The organism is Ruegeria sp. YKSE079, assembly GCF_059612845.1.
Window position 1 is genome coordinate 43396 of record NZ_JBXWRJ010000019.1, and the last position, 16330, is coordinate 59725.

The 16330-nt window shown below is 57.2% G+C and carries 18 protein-coding genes; all 18 read left to right on the forward strand.

Annotated features, from left to right (window positions below):
- The 18 genes from AC2FMY_RS16735 (at position 1) to nuoN (ending at position 16322) form a co-directional block, all read left to right on the forward strand.
- Entirely contained in the window at positions 1-135 is a 135-nt protein-coding gene (locus tag AC2FMY_RS16735) for a hypothetical protein (protein ID WP_496807745.1), read from the forward strand.
- Positions 135-1358: an NADH-quinone oxidoreductase subunit D gene (locus tag AC2FMY_RS16740; protein ID WP_496748560.1), complete on the forward strand. Its 1224-nt coding sequence runs from the start codon at positions 135-137 to the stop codon at positions 1356-1358. The genes AC2FMY_RS16735 and AC2FMY_RS16740 overlap by 1 nt, the downstream gene beginning before the upstream one ends.
- On the forward strand, positions 1358-2464 hold the full coding sequence (gene nuoE / locus AC2FMY_RS16745; protein ID WP_496748559.1) for an NADH-quinone oxidoreductase subunit NuoE: 1107 nt from the start codon (positions 1358-1360) through the stop codon (positions 2462-2464). Before AC2FMY_RS16740 ends, nuoE begins: the two co-directional genes overlap by 1 nt.
- A 60-nt stretch (positions 2465-2524) precedes the next feature.
- Positions 2525-2752, forward strand: coding sequence for a DUF5337 domain-containing protein (locus AC2FMY_RS16750; RefSeq protein ID WP_496748563.1), 228 nt, complete (start codon positions 2525-2527; stop codon positions 2750-2752).
- 7 nt (positions 2753-2759) lie between these two features.
- Positions 2760-4058: an NADH-quinone oxidoreductase subunit NuoF gene (gene nuoF, locus AC2FMY_RS16755; protein ID WP_496748558.1), complete on the forward strand. Its 1299-nt coding sequence runs from the start codon at positions 2760-2762 to the stop codon at positions 4056-4058.
- Positions 4059-4063: 5 nt separating this feature from the next.
- Positions 4064-4480, forward strand: a complete 417-nt coding sequence (locus tag AC2FMY_RS16760) for an MAPEG family protein (protein ID WP_496748557.1) — start codon at positions 4064-4066, stop codon at positions 4478-4480.
- A gap of 523 nt (positions 4481-5003) precedes the next feature.
- Positions 5004-5408, forward strand: coding sequence for a DUF5333 domain-containing protein (locus AC2FMY_RS16765; RefSeq protein ID WP_480749293.1), 405 nt, complete (start codon positions 5004-5006; stop codon positions 5406-5408).
- A 3-nt stretch (positions 5409-5411) separates the two neighbouring features.
- The gene (gene nuoG, locus AC2FMY_RS16770) at positions 5412-7433 is read left to right on the forward strand and encodes an NADH-quinone oxidoreductase subunit NuoG (protein WP_496807746.1); all 2022 of its coding nucleotides are present in this window, start codon (positions 5412-5414) and stop codon (positions 7431-7433) included.
- Entirely contained in the window at positions 7430-7648 is a 219-nt protein-coding gene (locus AC2FMY_RS16775; protein WP_496807747.1) for a hypothetical protein, read from the forward strand. The genes nuoG and AC2FMY_RS16775 overlap by 4 nt, the downstream gene beginning before the upstream one ends.
- Entirely contained in the window at positions 7641-8675 is a 1035-nt protein-coding gene (nuoH, locus tag AC2FMY_RS16780; protein ID WP_496747874.1) for an NADH-quinone oxidoreductase subunit NuoH, read from the forward strand. The genes AC2FMY_RS16775 and nuoH overlap by 8 nt, the downstream gene beginning before the upstream one ends.
- Positions 8675-9301, forward strand: a complete 627-nt coding sequence (locus tag AC2FMY_RS16785) for a hypothetical protein (protein ID WP_496807748.1) — start codon at positions 8675-8677, stop codon at positions 9299-9301. The genes nuoH and AC2FMY_RS16785 overlap by 1 nt, the downstream gene beginning before the upstream one ends.
- Before the next feature lie 3 nt (positions 9302-9304).
- Positions 9305-9799 carry an NADH-quinone oxidoreductase subunit NuoI gene (gene nuoI / locus AC2FMY_RS16790; RefSeq protein ID WP_496747870.1) on the forward strand — a complete coding sequence of 165 codons (495 nt, stop codon included), beginning with the start codon at positions 9305-9307 and terminating at the stop codon, positions 9797-9799.
- Positions 9796-10206, forward strand: a complete 411-nt coding sequence (locus tag AC2FMY_RS16795; RefSeq protein ID WP_170325667.1) for a carboxymuconolactone decarboxylase family protein — start codon at positions 9796-9798, stop codon at positions 10204-10206. The genes nuoI and AC2FMY_RS16795 overlap by 4 nt, the downstream gene beginning before the upstream one ends.
- On the forward strand, positions 10203-10805 hold the full coding sequence (locus AC2FMY_RS16800) for an NADH-quinone oxidoreductase subunit J (protein WP_496747869.1): 603 nt from the start codon (positions 10203-10205) through the stop codon (positions 10803-10805). Before AC2FMY_RS16795 ends, AC2FMY_RS16800 begins: the two co-directional genes overlap by 4 nt.
- 4 nt (positions 10806-10809) lie before the next feature.
- Entirely contained in the window at positions 10810-11115 is a 306-nt protein-coding gene (nuoK, locus tag AC2FMY_RS16805) for an NADH-quinone oxidoreductase subunit NuoK (protein WP_005984024.1), read from the forward strand.
- A 6-nt stretch (positions 11116-11121) separates the two neighbouring features.
- Positions 11122-13320 (forward strand): NADH-quinone oxidoreductase subunit L, encoded by a 2199-nt coding sequence (gene nuoL / locus AC2FMY_RS16810; protein WP_480749299.1) that lies wholly within the window; start codon positions 11122-11124, stop codon positions 13318-13320.
- Positions 13320-14864 (forward strand): NADH-quinone oxidoreductase subunit M, encoded by a 1545-nt coding sequence (locus AC2FMY_RS16815; RefSeq protein WP_480749300.1) that lies wholly within the window; start codon positions 13320-13322, stop codon positions 14862-14864. The genes nuoL and AC2FMY_RS16815 overlap by 1 nt, the downstream gene beginning before the upstream one ends.
- A 15-nt stretch (positions 14865-14879) precedes the next feature.
- Positions 14880-16322: an NADH-quinone oxidoreductase subunit NuoN gene (gene nuoN, locus AC2FMY_RS16820; protein WP_480749301.1), complete on the forward strand. Its 1443-nt coding sequence runs from the start codon at positions 14880-14882 to the stop codon at positions 16320-16322.
- The last annotated feature ends 8 nt before the right edge of the window (positions 16323-16330 follow it).

Genomic DNA, 16330 nt, shown 5'->3' on the forward strand with positions numbered 1-16330 from the left:
ATGCTGATGATGTTGGGGGAACTGATCGCACTGGGTGTGCTTGGGGTCCTGCTGGCGGGCGCTGCGGTTAAGGCTGTCGAGACGAAAAAAGTCCGCGTACGGGCTGATGCGAAAAAGAACAGACGAGGGCGTTGATGGACGGCTCAAGATACGATGACGGCAGCACGGACGCGCTGAGCGGAGAACAGAAGATCCGCAACTTCAACATCAACTTTGGCCCGCAACATCCTGCGGCGCACGGAGTTTTGCGTCTGGTGCTTGAGTTGGATGGCGAGATCGTTGAGCGCTGTGATCCGCATATCGGCCTGCTGCACCGTGGCACCGAAAAGCTGATGGAAAGCCGGACGTATCTGCAGAACCTGCCGTATTTTGACCGTCTGGATTACGTGGCACCAATGAACCAGGAACATGCCTGGTGTTTGGCCATCGAAAAGCTGACCGGTGTCGAGGTGCCGCGACGTGGCTCTCTGATCCGGGTTCTGTATTCCGAGATCGGGCGCATCTTGAACCACCTGCTGAACGTGACAACGCAAGCGATGGACGTGGGTGCGCTGACGCCGCCGCTCTGGGGCTTCGAAGAGCGCGAAAAGCTGATGGTGTTCTATGAGCGTGCCTGCGGCGCCCGCCTGCACGCCGCTTATTTCCGTCCGGGTGGTGTACATCAGGACCTGCCGCCGGAACTGCTGGACGATATCGAGGCGTGGAGCCACGAATTCCCCAATGTCCTAGATGACATTGACGGGCTGCTGACCGAAAACCGCATCTTCAAACAGCGCAACGCCGATATCGGCGTGGTGACCGAGGATGATATTCAGAAATACGGCTTCTCGGGCGTGATGGTGCGTGGATCGGGTCTGGCATGGGACCTGCGCCGCGCGCAACCTTATGAATGCTATGACGAGTTCGAATTCCAGATCCCCGTTGGCAAAAACGGCGACTGCTATGACCGCTATCTCGTCCGCATGGAAGAGATGCGCCAATCGCTGCTGATCATCCGTCAGGCCATTGCCAAAATCCGCGACTGCCCCGGTGACGTTTTGGCGCGTGGCAAAATCACCCCGCCGAAGCGCTCGGACATGAAGACCTCGATGGAAAGTCTGATTCATCACTTCAAACTGTACACCGAAGGCTTCCACGTTCCTTCCGGTCAGGTCTATGCTGCCGTTGAGGCCCCCAAGGGTGAGTTCGGTGTCTATCTGGTCGCCGACGGAACCAACAAACCCTACCGCGCCAAACTTCGCGCGCCGGGCTTCCTGCACCTGCAAGCCATGGACCACGTAGCCAAAGGCCACCAACTGGCCGACGTCGCCGCCATCATCGGCACCATGGACGTCGTATTTGGAGAGATTGACCGCTAATGCTCCGCCGTCTGCACCCCGAACAACCTGAGAGCTTTGCCTTCACCGCTGCCAACCAGCAATGGGCCGAAGCGCAGATCACCAAATACCCCGAAGGCCGTCAGGCCAGCGCGGTCATTCCGCTGCTGTGGCGCGCGCAAGAGCAGGAGGGCTGGCTGAGCCGTGCGGCGATTGAATCCGTCGCCGACATGCTGGACATGGCCTATATCCGTGTGCTCGAGGTGGCCTCGTTCTACTTCATGTTCCAACTGCAACCGGTTGGATCGGTTGCGCATATTCAGGTCTGCGGCACGACGTCCTGCATGATCTGCGGGGCCGAGGATCTGATCGCTGTCTGCAAGGAGAAGATCGCGGCCAAGCCACACATGCTGTCCGCCGATGGCAAGCTGAGCTGGGAAGAGGTGGAATGCCTCGGCTCGTGCACCAACGCGCCGATGGCGCAGATCGGCAAGGATTACTACGAAGACCTGACCGTTGAGAGCTTTGGCAGGATCCTTGATGATCTGGTGGCGGGGAAAGTTCCGACGCCGGGCCCGCAGAATGGTCGCTATGCGGCTGAGCCGCTCAAAGGTCTGACCAGTCTGACCGATTATGACAGCGGCAAAACCCAGTACAACGCGAGCGTTCAGTTGGCGAGCGATATCGGGGACACCGTCAAACGTATCGACGGCACTGAAGTACCACTGCTGACACCTTGGCTGGGCAAAGATGGCAAGGCTGCCGGAGCCAAGGCTGCGCCCAAGCCGCCCAAGACCCCAGCCGCACCGAAACCGGCAGTCAAACAGGCGGCCGAACCCAAAGTAACCGAAGTCAAGGAAGACGAACCTGAAATCCTGAAAGAGGCTCGGGGTGGCAAGGCTGATGACTTGAAGCTGCTGAAAGGCGTGGGGCCGAAACTGGAGCAGACGCTCAACGAACTGGGCTTCTATCACTATGACCAGATTGCTGCCTGGACACCGGAACAAGTGGCCTGGGTCGATGCTCGGCTCAAGTTCAAGGGCCGGATCGAGCGCGATGGTTGGATCGAACAGGCAGCTAAGCTGGCGACGGGTGAGGAAACCGATTTCGCCAAGCGCGCCAAGAAAAACGGGATCTACGAGGAGTAGCCCGAAAAAACGAGAATGAGTGGCGTTCCCTCCAGGGGGCGTCGGGATGAGCCGGACGAGATGGACACGGACAAGGAACTCGCCATTGCCCGAAAGGGTCGCCACATCGGACTGGTCATTGCGGTGACCATGCTGGCATGGCTTGCGCTGTCGCTGTTCATCGGTCCCGCATTGAAATTGGAAGCTCGCTATGCGTTGCTTTTCGATTTCGCGGCGCTTGCCGGTCTCATCTATGCGGTGATCAACATTTTTCAACTCTGGCGCATGCGCCAGGACAGCGAAGGGTAAACTAGCGATGCTGAAGGATCAGGACCGGATCTTTACCAACATCTACGGGATGCACGACCGCACGCTCAAAGGTGCGCAGGCCCGGGGGCATTGGGACGGCACCGCTGGCCTGATCGACAAGGGGCGTGACTGGATCATTCAGACGATGAAAGACTCAGGATTGCGTGGTCGCGGTGGTGCGGGATTTCCGACCGGTTTGAAATGGTCATTCATGCCCAAGGAAAGCGACGGTCGCCCCGCCTATCTGGTAGTGAACGCGGATGAATCCGAGCCGGGCACCTGCAAAGACCGCGAGATTATGCGCCATGATCCCCACACGCTGATCGAGGGTTGCCTGATCGCATCGTTCGCGATGAATGCGCATACGTGTTATATTTACATTCGGGGCGAGTACATCCGTGAGCGCGAGGCGCTTCAGGCCGCGATTGACGAAGCTTACGACGCCGGTCTTTTGGGCAAAAACGCTGCTGGATCGGGGTGGGATTTCGACTTGTTCCTTCACCATGGGGCAGGCGCCTATATCTGCGGAGAGGAAACTGCGCTGATCGAAAGCCTTGAGGGCAAGAAGGGCATGCCGCGCATGAAGCCTCCGTTTCCGGCGGGTGCGGGACTGTACGGCTGCCCGACCACTGTGAACAACGTGGAATCCATCGCCGTGGTCCCGACCATTCTGCGGCGGGGCGCGGACTGGTTCGCAGGCTTTGGTCGCCAGAACAACGCAGGCACCAAATTGTTTGCGATCTCGGGCCATGTAAACAACCCCTGCGTCGTCGAAGACGCGATGTCGATTTCTTTCGAGGAACTGATCGAAACCCATTGCGGCGGCATTCGCGGCGGCTGGGACAATCTGCTGGCCGTGATTCCGGGCGGGTCCTCGGTTCCTTGCGTGCGCGGAGAAAACATGCGCGACGCCATCATGGATTTCGACTATCTGCGGGGTGAGTTGGGCTCTGGTCTGGGCACGGCTGCGGTGATCGTGATGGACAAATCCACGGACATCATCAAAGCGATCTGGCGGCTGTCGAAATTCTACAAGCACGAAAGCTGTGGCCAGTGCACGCCTTGTCGTGAAGGCACTGGCTGGATGATGCGCGTCATGGATCGTCTGGTGAAGGGTGAGGCCGAGCTGGAAGAAATCGACATGCTGTGGGATGTGACCAAACAGGTCGAAGGGCACACCATTTGCGCGCTTGGCGATGCGGCCGCTTGGCCAATCCAGGGCCTGATCAAGAATTTCCGCGAAGAGGTTGAAGAACGCATCAAGGCCCAGAAAACAGGTCGTATGGGCGCCATGGCGGCGGAGTAAGGCAGATGGAAGTCTTTGAAGCATATTCGCACGCGATTGCCTCGCTGGTGATCTTCACCCTGATTGTTCTGGCATTGTCGCCGTTCTCGGCGTTGGCTAAGGCTGGCAAGGGGTTGGCTCCAGGCGCCACGCCTGAGCAGGATTATGCGGACAAGGCCTATCGTCTGAACCGCGCATACCTCAACGGGACCGAAACGCTGCCCGCCTTTCTGGCCGTGACGGTCGCGGCCGTTCTTGCCGGGGCAAGCCCGTTCTGGGTGAACCTGTTTGCCTCGCTGGTTCTGGTGGCCCGAGTTGCCATGCTGGTGGTTCACCTGCGCGGCATCGGCAAACCGCACAGTGGTGTACGTTCGGTTTTCTATGTGGCTGGCTGGGCTTGCATGGCGGTGTTGGCTGTTATGGCATTGGTGGCACTGTTTTGAACCGGTTTTTTCGATATCACGTAGCAGAAGCCTTTGATCGGCCGGACCACTCTGTGTCGCCCATCTGCACGCGGTCCCGGGCGCATCTTTCTGTTGCTGGCGTTTTGGTTATTGCTGCTGTCACTGCTGGGTGTGCGCGAGAGCAAAAGGCGAACCGAGTTTTGTTCGATGGGCACTTTTTTCCAACCAAGGCGCAAGCTGTGGACAAAAAGGTGTCTCTTGCCGATTTCACAGTGACCGTATCTGATGCGTCGCAGTCTGCAGACGGTGCGCGCGAAGCCGGTCGGTATGCAGGAACACGGTATTGCATCGAAAACTATGGGTCGTCCGACATCGTTTGGAAAGTCGGGCCTGACACCGACCCACAAAACCTGCGCATTGTGGACAACAAGCTGACTTTCGCGGGGACATGCCGGAGGCCATGAACGACTGTTCAGCATATCCTAGCCATCGGGAGCTGACGTTATCGAATAGCGTCAGGACATGGTTTCGCTTGGGGAAATCCCAATCGAAAGGATCTGTTGTGTCGAAGCTAACAGTCGCGTTCGCTGCCTTGTCTTTCTCAGTGCCGGCATTGGCCGGAGCTAAGCCCCCTTTGCGCGAAGTTCCACAGATCGCCGACGGCATCTTCACCATCGTGGTCGCCAATGAAATTCGCAAGACGTGTGACGATATCAACGGGCGCATTTTCAAGGGGATCGGCGAAATCCGGCGTTTGCGGGCCGAAGCGAACGCCTTGGGGTATTCCGATTCCGAAATCCGCGCGGTTCTGGATTCCGACGCGGAAAAGGAACGTATGAAGGCGCGTGGTCGGAAATACATGGCTGGGTTGGGCTTGAACTATGATAAACCGGGCGACCTGTGTCGGCTCGGCCAGCTGGAAATCAAGAACAAAAGCGCAATTGGCGCGCTACTGAGGGCGAATTAGATCATGTCTGACCTCCGCAAGATCAATATTGACGGGCAGGAAATCGAAGTCGATGGCTCGATGACCCTGATCCAGGCCTGTGAAGAGGCCGGAGTTGAAGTGCCGCGTTTCTGCTATCACGAGCGTCTGTCGATCGCCGGAAATTGCCGTATGTGCCTGGTTGAGGTCGTCGGCGGCCCGCCGAAGCCCGCAGCCTCGTGCGCCATGCAGGTGCGCGATTTGCGCCCTGGTCCGGAAGGTCAGCCGCCGGTCGTCAAAACCAATTCGCCTATGGTCAAGAAAGCCCGAGAAGGCGTGATGGAGTTCATGCTCATCAATCACCCGCTGGATTGCCCGATTTGCGATCAAGGCGGCGAATGTGATCTCCAAGATCAGGCGATGGCCTATGGCCTGTCGGGTACCCGCTTCAAGGAAGCAAAGCGAGCGGTTGACGATTTGGACCTTGGGCCGCTGGTTTCGACTGCAATGACCCGCTGCATCAGTTGCACACGCTGCGTGCGCTTCACCACCGAAGTCGCCGGGATCACTCAGATGGGTCAGACAGGGCGCGGTGAGGATGCCGAGATCACCTCGTATTTGAACCAGACGCTGGACTCGAACCTGCAAGGCAACATTATCGACCTGTGCCCGGTTGGGGCGCTGACCTCGAAACCTTATGCGTTTACAGCACGCCCGTGGGAATTGACGAAAACCGAAAGCATTGACGTTATGGATGCGCTTGGCTCAAACATCCGCGTCGACACCAAGGGGCGCGAAGTAATGCGCATTCTGCCGCGCAATCATGACGGCGTGAACGAGGAATGGATCTCCGACAAGACCCGGTTTGTATGGGACGGTCTGCGCCGTCAGCGTCTGGATAAGCCTTATGTCCGAGAGAACGGAAAGCTGCGCCCGGCAAGTTGGGCGGAGGCATTGGGCAGAGCCGCTGACGCCTTGAAAGGAGCGGAAAGAGCAGCGGGAATCGTGGGCGATCTTGCCCCGGTCGAAGCCGCCTTTGCGCTGAAACAAATGATAGAAGGGCTGGGCGGTGTTGTCGAATGCCGCACCGACGGCGCGCGATTGCCTGCCGGAAACCGTGGGGCGTATGCCGGTACTGCCGCCATCGAAAACATTGACTCCGCCGAACGAATTCTTCTGATCGGCACCAACCCGCGCGACGAGGCGCCCGTTCTGAACGCCCGCATCCGAAAGGCCTGGGCGCACGGGGCCGAGGTGGCTCTGGTGGGTCCGGCGGTCGATCTGACCTACCACTATCATCATATGGGCGACGACCGCGCGGCACTGCAAAAAGTCTTGGACATGGGGGGTGACGATGAAATCAAGAGCAAGCCCTCGCTGGTCATAGTTGGGCAGGGCGCGCTGCAAGAGGCGGATGGCGCTGCCGTTCTTGCCGCGGCGCAGACCATTGCCGCCAACACGGAAAGTGGTCTGATAATTCTGCACACGGCAGCCTCGCGCGTGGGCGCGTTGGATGTGGATGCCACCAACGAGGGCGGCATGGAAGCGGTCAGCGCTGCGGATGTAATCTATAATCTCGGGGCAGACGAGGTCGAAATCGGTGAGGGCGCATTTGTCATTTACCAGGGCAGTCATGGCGACCGCGGTGCACATCGCGCAGATGTAATTCTGCCGGGGGCAGCGTATACCGAGGAAAACGGCCTGTTCGTGAACACCGAGGGTCGCCCGCAGCTAGCAATGCGGGCCGGTTTTGCGCCGGGCGAGGCAAAGGAAAACTGGGCGATCCTGCGCGCACTCAGCGCCGAATTGGGGACGGCCCTGCCTTACGACACTCTGGCGCAACTGCGAATGGCTATTGTTGAGGCCATTCCGCATCTGGCCCGTATCGACGAAGTGATCAAGAACGAGGTGCAGCTGCTTGATGCCGGGGCTTTGGGTAAGGCTAGCTTCCGGAATGCGGTAAAGGACTTCTATCTGACCAACCCGATTGCGCGTGGTTCACAACTGATGGCTGAACTGTCGGCTCAGGCAAAAGCACGCATTGCAGAGAAGATCGCGGCAGAATGAACCAGATCTGTTTCATATCTCCGATAATGGCGCATACCGTCTTGGGCGGTGTCGTCGTGCGTCAAATGCGCATGGAACCGAACAATAAGGGTGGCGTTGCGGCGACGGATGCTGTTTACACCAACGCGCCGACCCAACCGCAGGACTTGCTGGTCTTTGGCCAAAGCATGAAGCGCGGGAAACGGAATACCTACGGTGTGAGGACAAATGGCTGATTTCTTTAACACCCCAGGCGGAATAGCCATCATCATTCTGGCGCAGGTGCTTGCTGTTGTTGCCTTTGTGATGATCTCGCTTCTTTTTCTGGTCTATGGCGACCGCAAGATTTGGGCTGCTGTTCAGATGCGGCGCGGGCCCAACGTGGTGGGGATCTATGGCCTGCTGCAATCGGTGGCCGACGCGTTGAAATACGTGGTCAAGGAAGTGGTCATTCCTGCCGGAGCAGACCGCGCCGTCTTTATCCTCGCACCGTTGACCTCGTTCGTGTTGGCGATGATCGCCTGGGCGGTGATCCCGTTCAACGATGGTTGGGTACTGTCGGATATCAACGTCGCGATCCTCTATGTCTTTGCTGTGTCCTCGCTGGAGGTTTATGGCGTGATCATGGGCGGGTGGGCGTCAAACTCAAAGTACCCGTTCCTGGGCTCGCTGCGCTCTGCTGCACAGATGATCTCTTATGAAGTTTCGATCGGCCTGATCATCATCGGCGTGATCATCTCGACCGGATCGATGAATTTTGGCGAGATCGTGCGAGCGCAGGACGGCAATCTGGGCCTGTTCAGCTGGTACTGGCTGCCACATTTCCCGATGGTCTTCCTGTTCTTCATCTCGGCACTGGCTGAAACGAACCGACCACCGTTTGACCTGCCCGAAGCGGAATCGGAACTGGTGGCGGGTTATCAGGTCGAATACTCCGCCACGCCCTTCCTGCTGTTCATGGCAGGCGAATACATCGCCATCTTCCTGATGTGCGCGCTGACGTCGCTGCTGTTCTTCGGCGGCTGGCTGTCACCGATCCCGGGCCTGCCGGACGGCGTGCTGTGGATGGTCGCCAAGATGGCATTCTTCTTCTTCCTCTTCGCGATGGTCAAGGCGATCACCCCGCGCTACCGCTACGACCAGCTGATGCGCTTGGGCTGGAAAGTGTTCCTGCCGTTCTCGCTGGTCTGGGTGGTCTTCGTGTCTTTTGCGGCGAAATTCGACTGGTTCTGGGGCGCGTTCGCCCGTTGGAGCGTGGGTTGATGGAGCAGAAAATGCGACACATATTTGCCTCGCTCATTATGTTCACTTATTTGAACGCACCTGCCTATGCTGCCGAAACTGAACCGGGCGAAGTTCAGAGTTTGCTTGATGTTGCTCACAAAGTTTGTGCGCCTGAGTTCAAAATAGTATTCCAATTCGATGAAGGTCTTCGTGAATCCTTCTCAAACGAGTTGGGCCAAAAATACCCGCTCGTGTCTGCAGAGCAGCATCTGGCTTTTGACAAATACGTAATCGGATCCGTAGTAAACGCGATCCAAATCGGAGACATGGCTGCGTACATGGTGGCTTTGAAGAGCCGAAAACCTATCCCGGACCCGGTGCGCCATAAATCAATGGCACTATTGGATCTGGTAGAGTGCCTGCGAATAACGCCGGATGACAAAGAACGGCTTTCTGAATTCGTTGAGGTGAGCGTCGAGGCTGGAAATCTACCTAACCATGTCAACGTAAAGACCTTGCTTTCAGCGCAAACTGATGCCGAGTGCAAGCACGCGATTGAGGCCGGCCGCCGGGTTTTGGCAGTTGATGCAAATGCTTCAGATGTGAGCGAGCAAGTTCAGTTTATTCTCGAAGATACTTTTGGCCATTGCGAGGAGGATTCATAAGATATGTCTCAAATCGACTACACCCGCGCTGCCAAATACTTCCTGCTGCAGGATTTCTGGGTCGGCTTCAAACTGGGAATGAAGTACTTCTTCGCCCCCAAGGCCACGGTGAATTACCCGCACGAAAAAGGCCCCCTGTCTCCGCGTTTCCGGGGTGAGCACGCCCTTCGCCGTTATCCGAACGGTGAAGAACGCTGCATCGCCTGCAAACTATGCGAGGCGATCTGCCCGGCGCAAGCCATCACCATCGACGCGGAACCACGCGAAGACGGCAGCCGCCGTACCACGCGTTATGATATTGACATGACCAAGTGCATCTACTGCGGTTTCTGCCAAGAGGCCTGCCCGGTGGATGCAATCGTCGAAGGCCCGAACTTTGAATTCGCAACTGAGACCCGCGAGGAGCTGTTCTACGACAAGGAGAAGCTGCTCGACAACGGCGAACGCTGGGAAGCCGAGATTGCCCGCAATCTGGAAATGGACGCGCCTTACAGATGAGTGATACGCCGACAAATCCGTTCGAGCTGATGATGAAGCAGGCTCAGGACATGGCCAAGGCTATGAACCCGGCGATGGAAAGCTTCTCGCCCAAAGGGTTCGAAGCGCTGTGGCCGACCATGCCAAAAGAGGTCATGGAGATGATGTTCGGCAACACCGTCAACAAGGACGGGCTGGATGCCAAGACCCGACTGCTGTTGACGTTGGCCGGGCTGACCTGTCAGGGCGCTCAGGCGGATTCAGCCGTGCGCCAGACCGTGCGTCATGCGCTGGAAGCGGGTGCCAAGAAACAAGAGATCGTGGAAACGATCGGTCAGATGTCGGTTTTTGCCGGCATCCCGGCCATGACCCGCGCGCTGGATCTGGCGCAAGAGGTCATGGGCGACAACGAGGATGAGGATCAATGACCGTCTTTGCCTTCTATCTGTTTGCCATCAGCGCCATCACCGGCGGGCTGTTCACGGTGATCAGCCGCCAACCGGTGCACTCGGTCCTGTGGTTGATCCTGGCGTTTCTCTCCTCGGCGGGGCTGTTCGTTTTGCTAGGGGCGGAATTTGTCGCCATGCTGCTGATCATCGTCTATGTCGGCGCGGTGGCGGTTCTATTCCTTTTCGTGGTGATGATGCTGGATGTGGATTTTGCCGAACTAAAGGCTGAGATGGCGCGATACATGCCGCTGGCGCTGCTGATCGGGCTGGTGATCCTGATGCAGTTCGTCATGGCATTCGGTGCCTGGGAAAGTGCGCATGGTGCAGCTGAGCAACTTGCGCAGCCTGTGCCTAGCGACCGTCACAATACCGAGGCTCTGGGCCTCATCATCTATGATCAATATTTCCTTCTGTTCCAGCTGGCGGGCCTGATCCTGCTGGTGGCGATGATCGGCGCCATCGTGCTGACGCTGCGCCACCGTCAGGACATCAAGCGTCAGGACATCATCGGCCAGATGATGCGCGACCCGGCCAAGGCGATGGAACTGAAGGACGTGAAACCGGGGCAGGGACTTTGAGACGATGATCGGACTTGAACACTATCTTACGGTCGCGGCGACGCTGTTCGTCATCGGCATCTTTGGTCTCTTTCTGAACCGCAAGAACGTCATCATCCTGCTGATGAGTATCGAGCTGATGCTGCTGGCGGTGAATATCAACCTTGTGGCTTTCTCGTCCTTTCTTGGCGATCTGGTGGGGCAGGTATTCACGCTGTTCGTGCTGACCGTCGCCGCCGCCGAGGCCGCGATTGGTCTTGCAATTCTGGTCTGCTTCTTCCGCAACCGCGGCACGATTGCAGTCGAAGACGTCAACATGATGAAGGGGTAAGAGATCATGGAAACAACCATCCTCTTTGCCCCGCTGGTGGGCGCCATCCTTTGCGGGTTCGGCTGGAAATTCATTGGTGAAAAAGCGGCGCTCTGGACCGCTACGGGCCTGCTGTTTCTTGCCTGTATTCTCAGCTGGATCGTTTTCTTTACTTTCGACCCGTCCGCCCATTCAGGCGGGTCCTATTCGGTACCTGTTCTTCGATTCATTGAAAGCGGAACGTTGTCTACCGAATGGGCGATCCGTCTGGACCGGCTGACCGCGATCATGCTGATCGTGGTGACGACCGTTTCGGCGCTGGTGCATCTCTATAGCTTTGGCTATATGGATCACGACCCGCAATGGCGCGAAGGCGAAAGCTACAAGCCGCGTTTCTTTGCCTATCTCAGCTTCTTTACCTTTGCGATGCTGGCTCTGGTGACCTCGGACAATCTGGTACAGATGTTCTTTGGCTGGGAAGGCGTGGGCGTCGCATCTTACCTCCTGATCGGGTTCTACTATCGCAAGCCCACAGCCAACGCGGCCGCCATCAAGGCTTTCGTGGTCAACCGTGTGGGCGACTTTGGGTTTGCGCTGGGGATATTCGGACTGTTCTTCCTGACCGACAGCATCAACTTTTCCGACGTGTTTGCATCGGCGCCGTCGCTGGCGGAAAGCAAGCTAACCTTCCTATGGGGTGAGTGGACCTCGATCGAGGTCATCTGCGTACTGCTGTTCATCGGAGCGATGGGCAAGTCGGCGCAACTGATCCTGCACACCTGGCTGCCGGACGCGATGGAAGGCCCGACGCCTGTGTCGGCGCTGATCCACGCCGCGACCATGGTGACCGCAGGCGTGTTTCTGGTCTGCCGCATGTCTCCGCTATTTGAATTCGCCCCGGGGGCTGCCGGTTTCGTGACCGTGCTGGGCGCCTCAACTGCATTCTTTGCCGCGACCGTGGGTTTGGTGCAAACCGACATCAAACGTGTCATTGCCTATTCGACCTGTTCTCAGCTGGGCTACATGTTTGTGGCGGCGGGCGTGGGCATGTATTCGGCTGCGATGTTCCACCTGTTCACACATGCCTTCTTCAAGGCGCTGTTGTTCCTTGGGGCCGGTTCCGTGATCCACGCCATGCATCACGAACAAGAGATGACCGAATATGGCGGTCTGCGCAAAAAGATCCCCTATACCTTCTGGGCGATGATGATCGGTACCCTGGCGATTACCGGTGTCGGTATCCCGCTGACCACCTTTGGTTTTGCCGGTTTCCTGTCAAAAGACGCGATTATCGAAAGCGCCTACGCGGGCGGGTCAAGCTATGGCTTCTGGTTGTTGGTAGTTGCTGCCGCGTTCACCTCGTTCTACAGCTGGCGTCTGATCTTCCTGACCTTCTATGGCGAGCCGCGCGGCGACAAGCACACGCATGAACATGCGCATGAAAGCCCGATGGTCATGCTGGTTCCGTTGGGTATTCTATCGCTGGGAGCAATCTTTGCGGGCATGATCTGGTACGGAAACTTCTTCGGTCATGCCGATAAAGTTGGCAAGTTCTATGGCATTTCCGTTGTCGAAGCTTCAGCTCATGTCGAAGCCGACAGCCAAGCCGCCACCACGGATCATGGGGAGGAAACTGCTGACGCGGCCAGCGACAGCCACGGCCAAGAAGCAGTTCATGCGGCAACCACCGACGAGGGGCATGGCGAGACGGATACCGGTCATGACGAAGCAGCGATCTCGGGTGAACATCACTATGTGTTTGCCGGCAAACCGGGCGAAGGCGGTATCTATATCGGTGAGAACAACCATGTTCTTGATGACGCTCATGCCGCACCGAAATGGGTAAAGGTTTCCCCCTTTGTCGCAATGGTGCTTGGCTTTGGCTTGGCCTATCTCTTCTATATCGTGAATCCGACACTGCCGGTGCGACTGGCTCAGAACCAACGTCCACTGTACCTGTTTCTGAAGAACAAGTGGTACTTTGACGAAATTTATGACGCGATTTTTGTCAAACCTGCAATGGCTCTTGGGCGGTTCCTGTGGAAACGCGGTGATGGAAACACAATCGACGGCTTCCTGAACGGAGTAGCAATGGGCATTGTTCCCTATTTCACCCGCCTCGCAGGCAAGGCGCAGTCGGGGTACATTTTCACTTATGCCTTCTGGATGGTTCTGGGGCTTGCTGCCCTGGTCACCTGGATGTCGATCGGCGGAGGGGCGCACTGATGGACAATATCCTCTCCATTGTAACCTTTATTCCGGCCGTTGCTGCACTGATTCTTGGCCTGTTCCTACGGGGCGATGACGCGGCGGCGCAGCGCAATGCCAAGATGACGGCATTGTTTGCAACCACGGTAACCTTTCTGGTCTCAATCGGCATCTACACAGGCTTTGATCCTTCGAACACCGGCTTCCAGATGGTGGAAGAGGGTGAATGGCTGATGGGCCTGAAATACAAGATGGGCGTGGATGGCATCAGCGTTCTGTTCGTGCTGCTGACCACTTTCATCATGCCGCTGACCATTCTGGCCAGCTGGAATGTGACAGACCGCGTCAAGGAATACATGATTGCTTTCCTGCTGCTGGAAACGCTGATGCTGGGCGTGTTCATGGCGCTGGATCTTGTGCTGTTCTACCTGTTCTTCGAGGCAGGTCTGATCCCGATGTTCCTGATCATCGGCATTTGGGGCGGCAAGGACCGCATCTATGCCAGCTTCAAGTTCTTCCTTTACACCTTCCTCGGCTCGGTTCTGATGCTGGTTGCGATGGTTTATATGTATGCAGATGCCGGTACCACCGACATCGAAGCGTTGATGAGCCATCAGTTCTCGTCCGAAGGCTTCAACGTGATGGGGATTTATGTCGTGGGCGGCGTGCAGACGCTGATGTTCCTGGCTTTCTTTGCCTCATTTGCAGTGAAGATGCCCATGTGGCCGGTTCATACCTGGCTTCCTGACGCACATGTTCAGGCGCCCACTGCAGGTTCGGTCGTTCTTGCGGCGATCCTCTTGAAAATGGGCGGCTACGGTTTCCTGCGCTTCAGCCTGCCGATGTTCCCGGTGGGAGCGGCGGTCATGACCGACGTCGTGCTGTGGATGTCTGCAATTGCGGTTGTTTACACGTCGCTGGTCGCGCTGGTGCAGGAGGACATGAAGAAGCTGATCGCCTATTCGTCGGTTGCGCACATGGGTTTTGTCACCATGGGCATCTTTGCTGCCACCCAACAAGGGATTGATGGGGCGATTTTTCAGATGCTCAGCCACGGTTTCATCTCTGCCGCACTCTTTCTTTGCGTTGGTGTGATCTATGACCGGATGCACACACGCGATATCGAGGCCTATGGCGGTCTGGTTATCCGCATGCCGGCTTATGCGCTGGTATTCATGCTGTTCACCATGGCCAATGTCGGATTGCCGGGTACCTCAGGCTTCATCGGAGAGTTCCTGACCCTGATGGGAACATTCCCCGTCAACACTTGGGTAACAGCCGTTGCGGCATCGGGTGTGATATTCTCGGCTGGCTACGCACTGTGGCTTTATCGCCGTGTGGTCTTTGGTGATTTGATCAAGGAAAGCCTGAAATCGATCACCGACATGAGTGCCCGCGAGCGACTGGTCTTTGCGCCGCTGATCGTCATGACCATTCTGCTGGGCGTCTACCCGTCGCTGGTCACAGACGTGATCGGCAACTCGACGGCTTCACTGATTTCGAACTATGACACGGCTCTGGCCGCGGCTGAGGCCGCGACCCAGGTCGCTGCATCGCATTAAGGGAGCTGTGGAGACATGATCCAGGCTGATCTGACTGTAATTTTGCCGGAAATCGTTCTGGCTGTCTACGCGATGGCGGCTCTCATCGGGGCTGTCTATACCAGCAAAGACGCTCTGGCTCCAATTTTGGTCTGGGTGACCGCGGGCCTGATGGCAGCGCTTTCGTTCTGGATTGCCACCAATGGCGGCACGACGCGTGTTGCGTTCAATGGCATGTTCGTGGATGACAGTTTCGCCCGGTTTGCCAAGGTTGCGATCCTATTGGCTGCAGCCTCAGTTCTGGTGATGAGCCAGGAGTACATGTCGCGCCGTGGTCTGCTGCGCTTTGAATACCCGCTTTTGGTGGCGCTTTCGGCTGTCGGCATGATGATGATGGTCAGCGCGGGCGATTTGATGTCTCTCTATATGGGGCTCGAATTGCAGTCCCTGTCGCTCTACGTAGTCGCGGCCCTGCGCCGGGACAGCGCCAAATCGACCGAAGCAGGATTGAAATATTTCGTGCTTGGCGCGCTGAGCTCGGGTCTTCTGCTCTATGGCGCATCATTGGTCTATGGCTATTCTGGAACGACGCTGTTTTCCGGTATCATCAAGACGGCGCAACACGGCGATGTGTCGATTGGATTGCTGATAGGTCTGATCCTGCTGATCTCGGGTCTGGCCTTCAAGGTGTCAGCGGTTCCGTTTCACATGTGGACACCGGATGTCTACGAAGGTTCTCCGACCCCGATCACCGCTTTTTTTGCGACAGCTCCGAAAGTTGCGGCGATGGCACTGTTCGCCCGTGTCATGCATGACGCGTTTGGCGGCGCTGTGGCAGACTGGCAGCAAGTGATTGTTCTGCTTTCCGTCCTTTCGATGTTCCTAGGTGCCTTTGCTGCCATTGGGCAGCGCGACATCAAGCGGCTGATGGCTTATTCGTCGATTGCCCATATGGGCTATGCCCTGATCGGTCTGGCTGCGGGCACTCAGTTGGGCATCAAGGCGATGCTGATGTACTTGGCGATTTATGTCACCATGAACGTTGGCACTTTCGCCTTTATCCTGATGATGGAGCGGGACGGCAAACCCGTGACCGATATCGACGCGTTGCGCCAGTTTGCGCGCCGCGATCCGGGTAAGGCGTTGGCAGTCCTGATCCTGATGTTCAGCTTGGCCGGCGTGCCGCCAATGCTTGGATTCTTTGCAAAATTTGGCGTTTGGCAGGCGGGTATCGATGCAAGTCTGACCGGCTTGGTCATCGCTTCGGCCATAGCATCAGTGATCGGAGCGTTCTACTATCTGCGGATCGTTTTCTACATGTACTTCGGTGCAGAAAACGAAGATCCGATCGATACACATTCGTCGCCGGTTCTTTGGGTTGCCCTGATGGGATCGGCCGCGCTGATGCTGGTTGGTGTGTTCTATCAATTCGGTGTCGAAGGAGCCGCTGCGGCAGCGGCAGCAACACTTGTCAACTGATAGGGTGG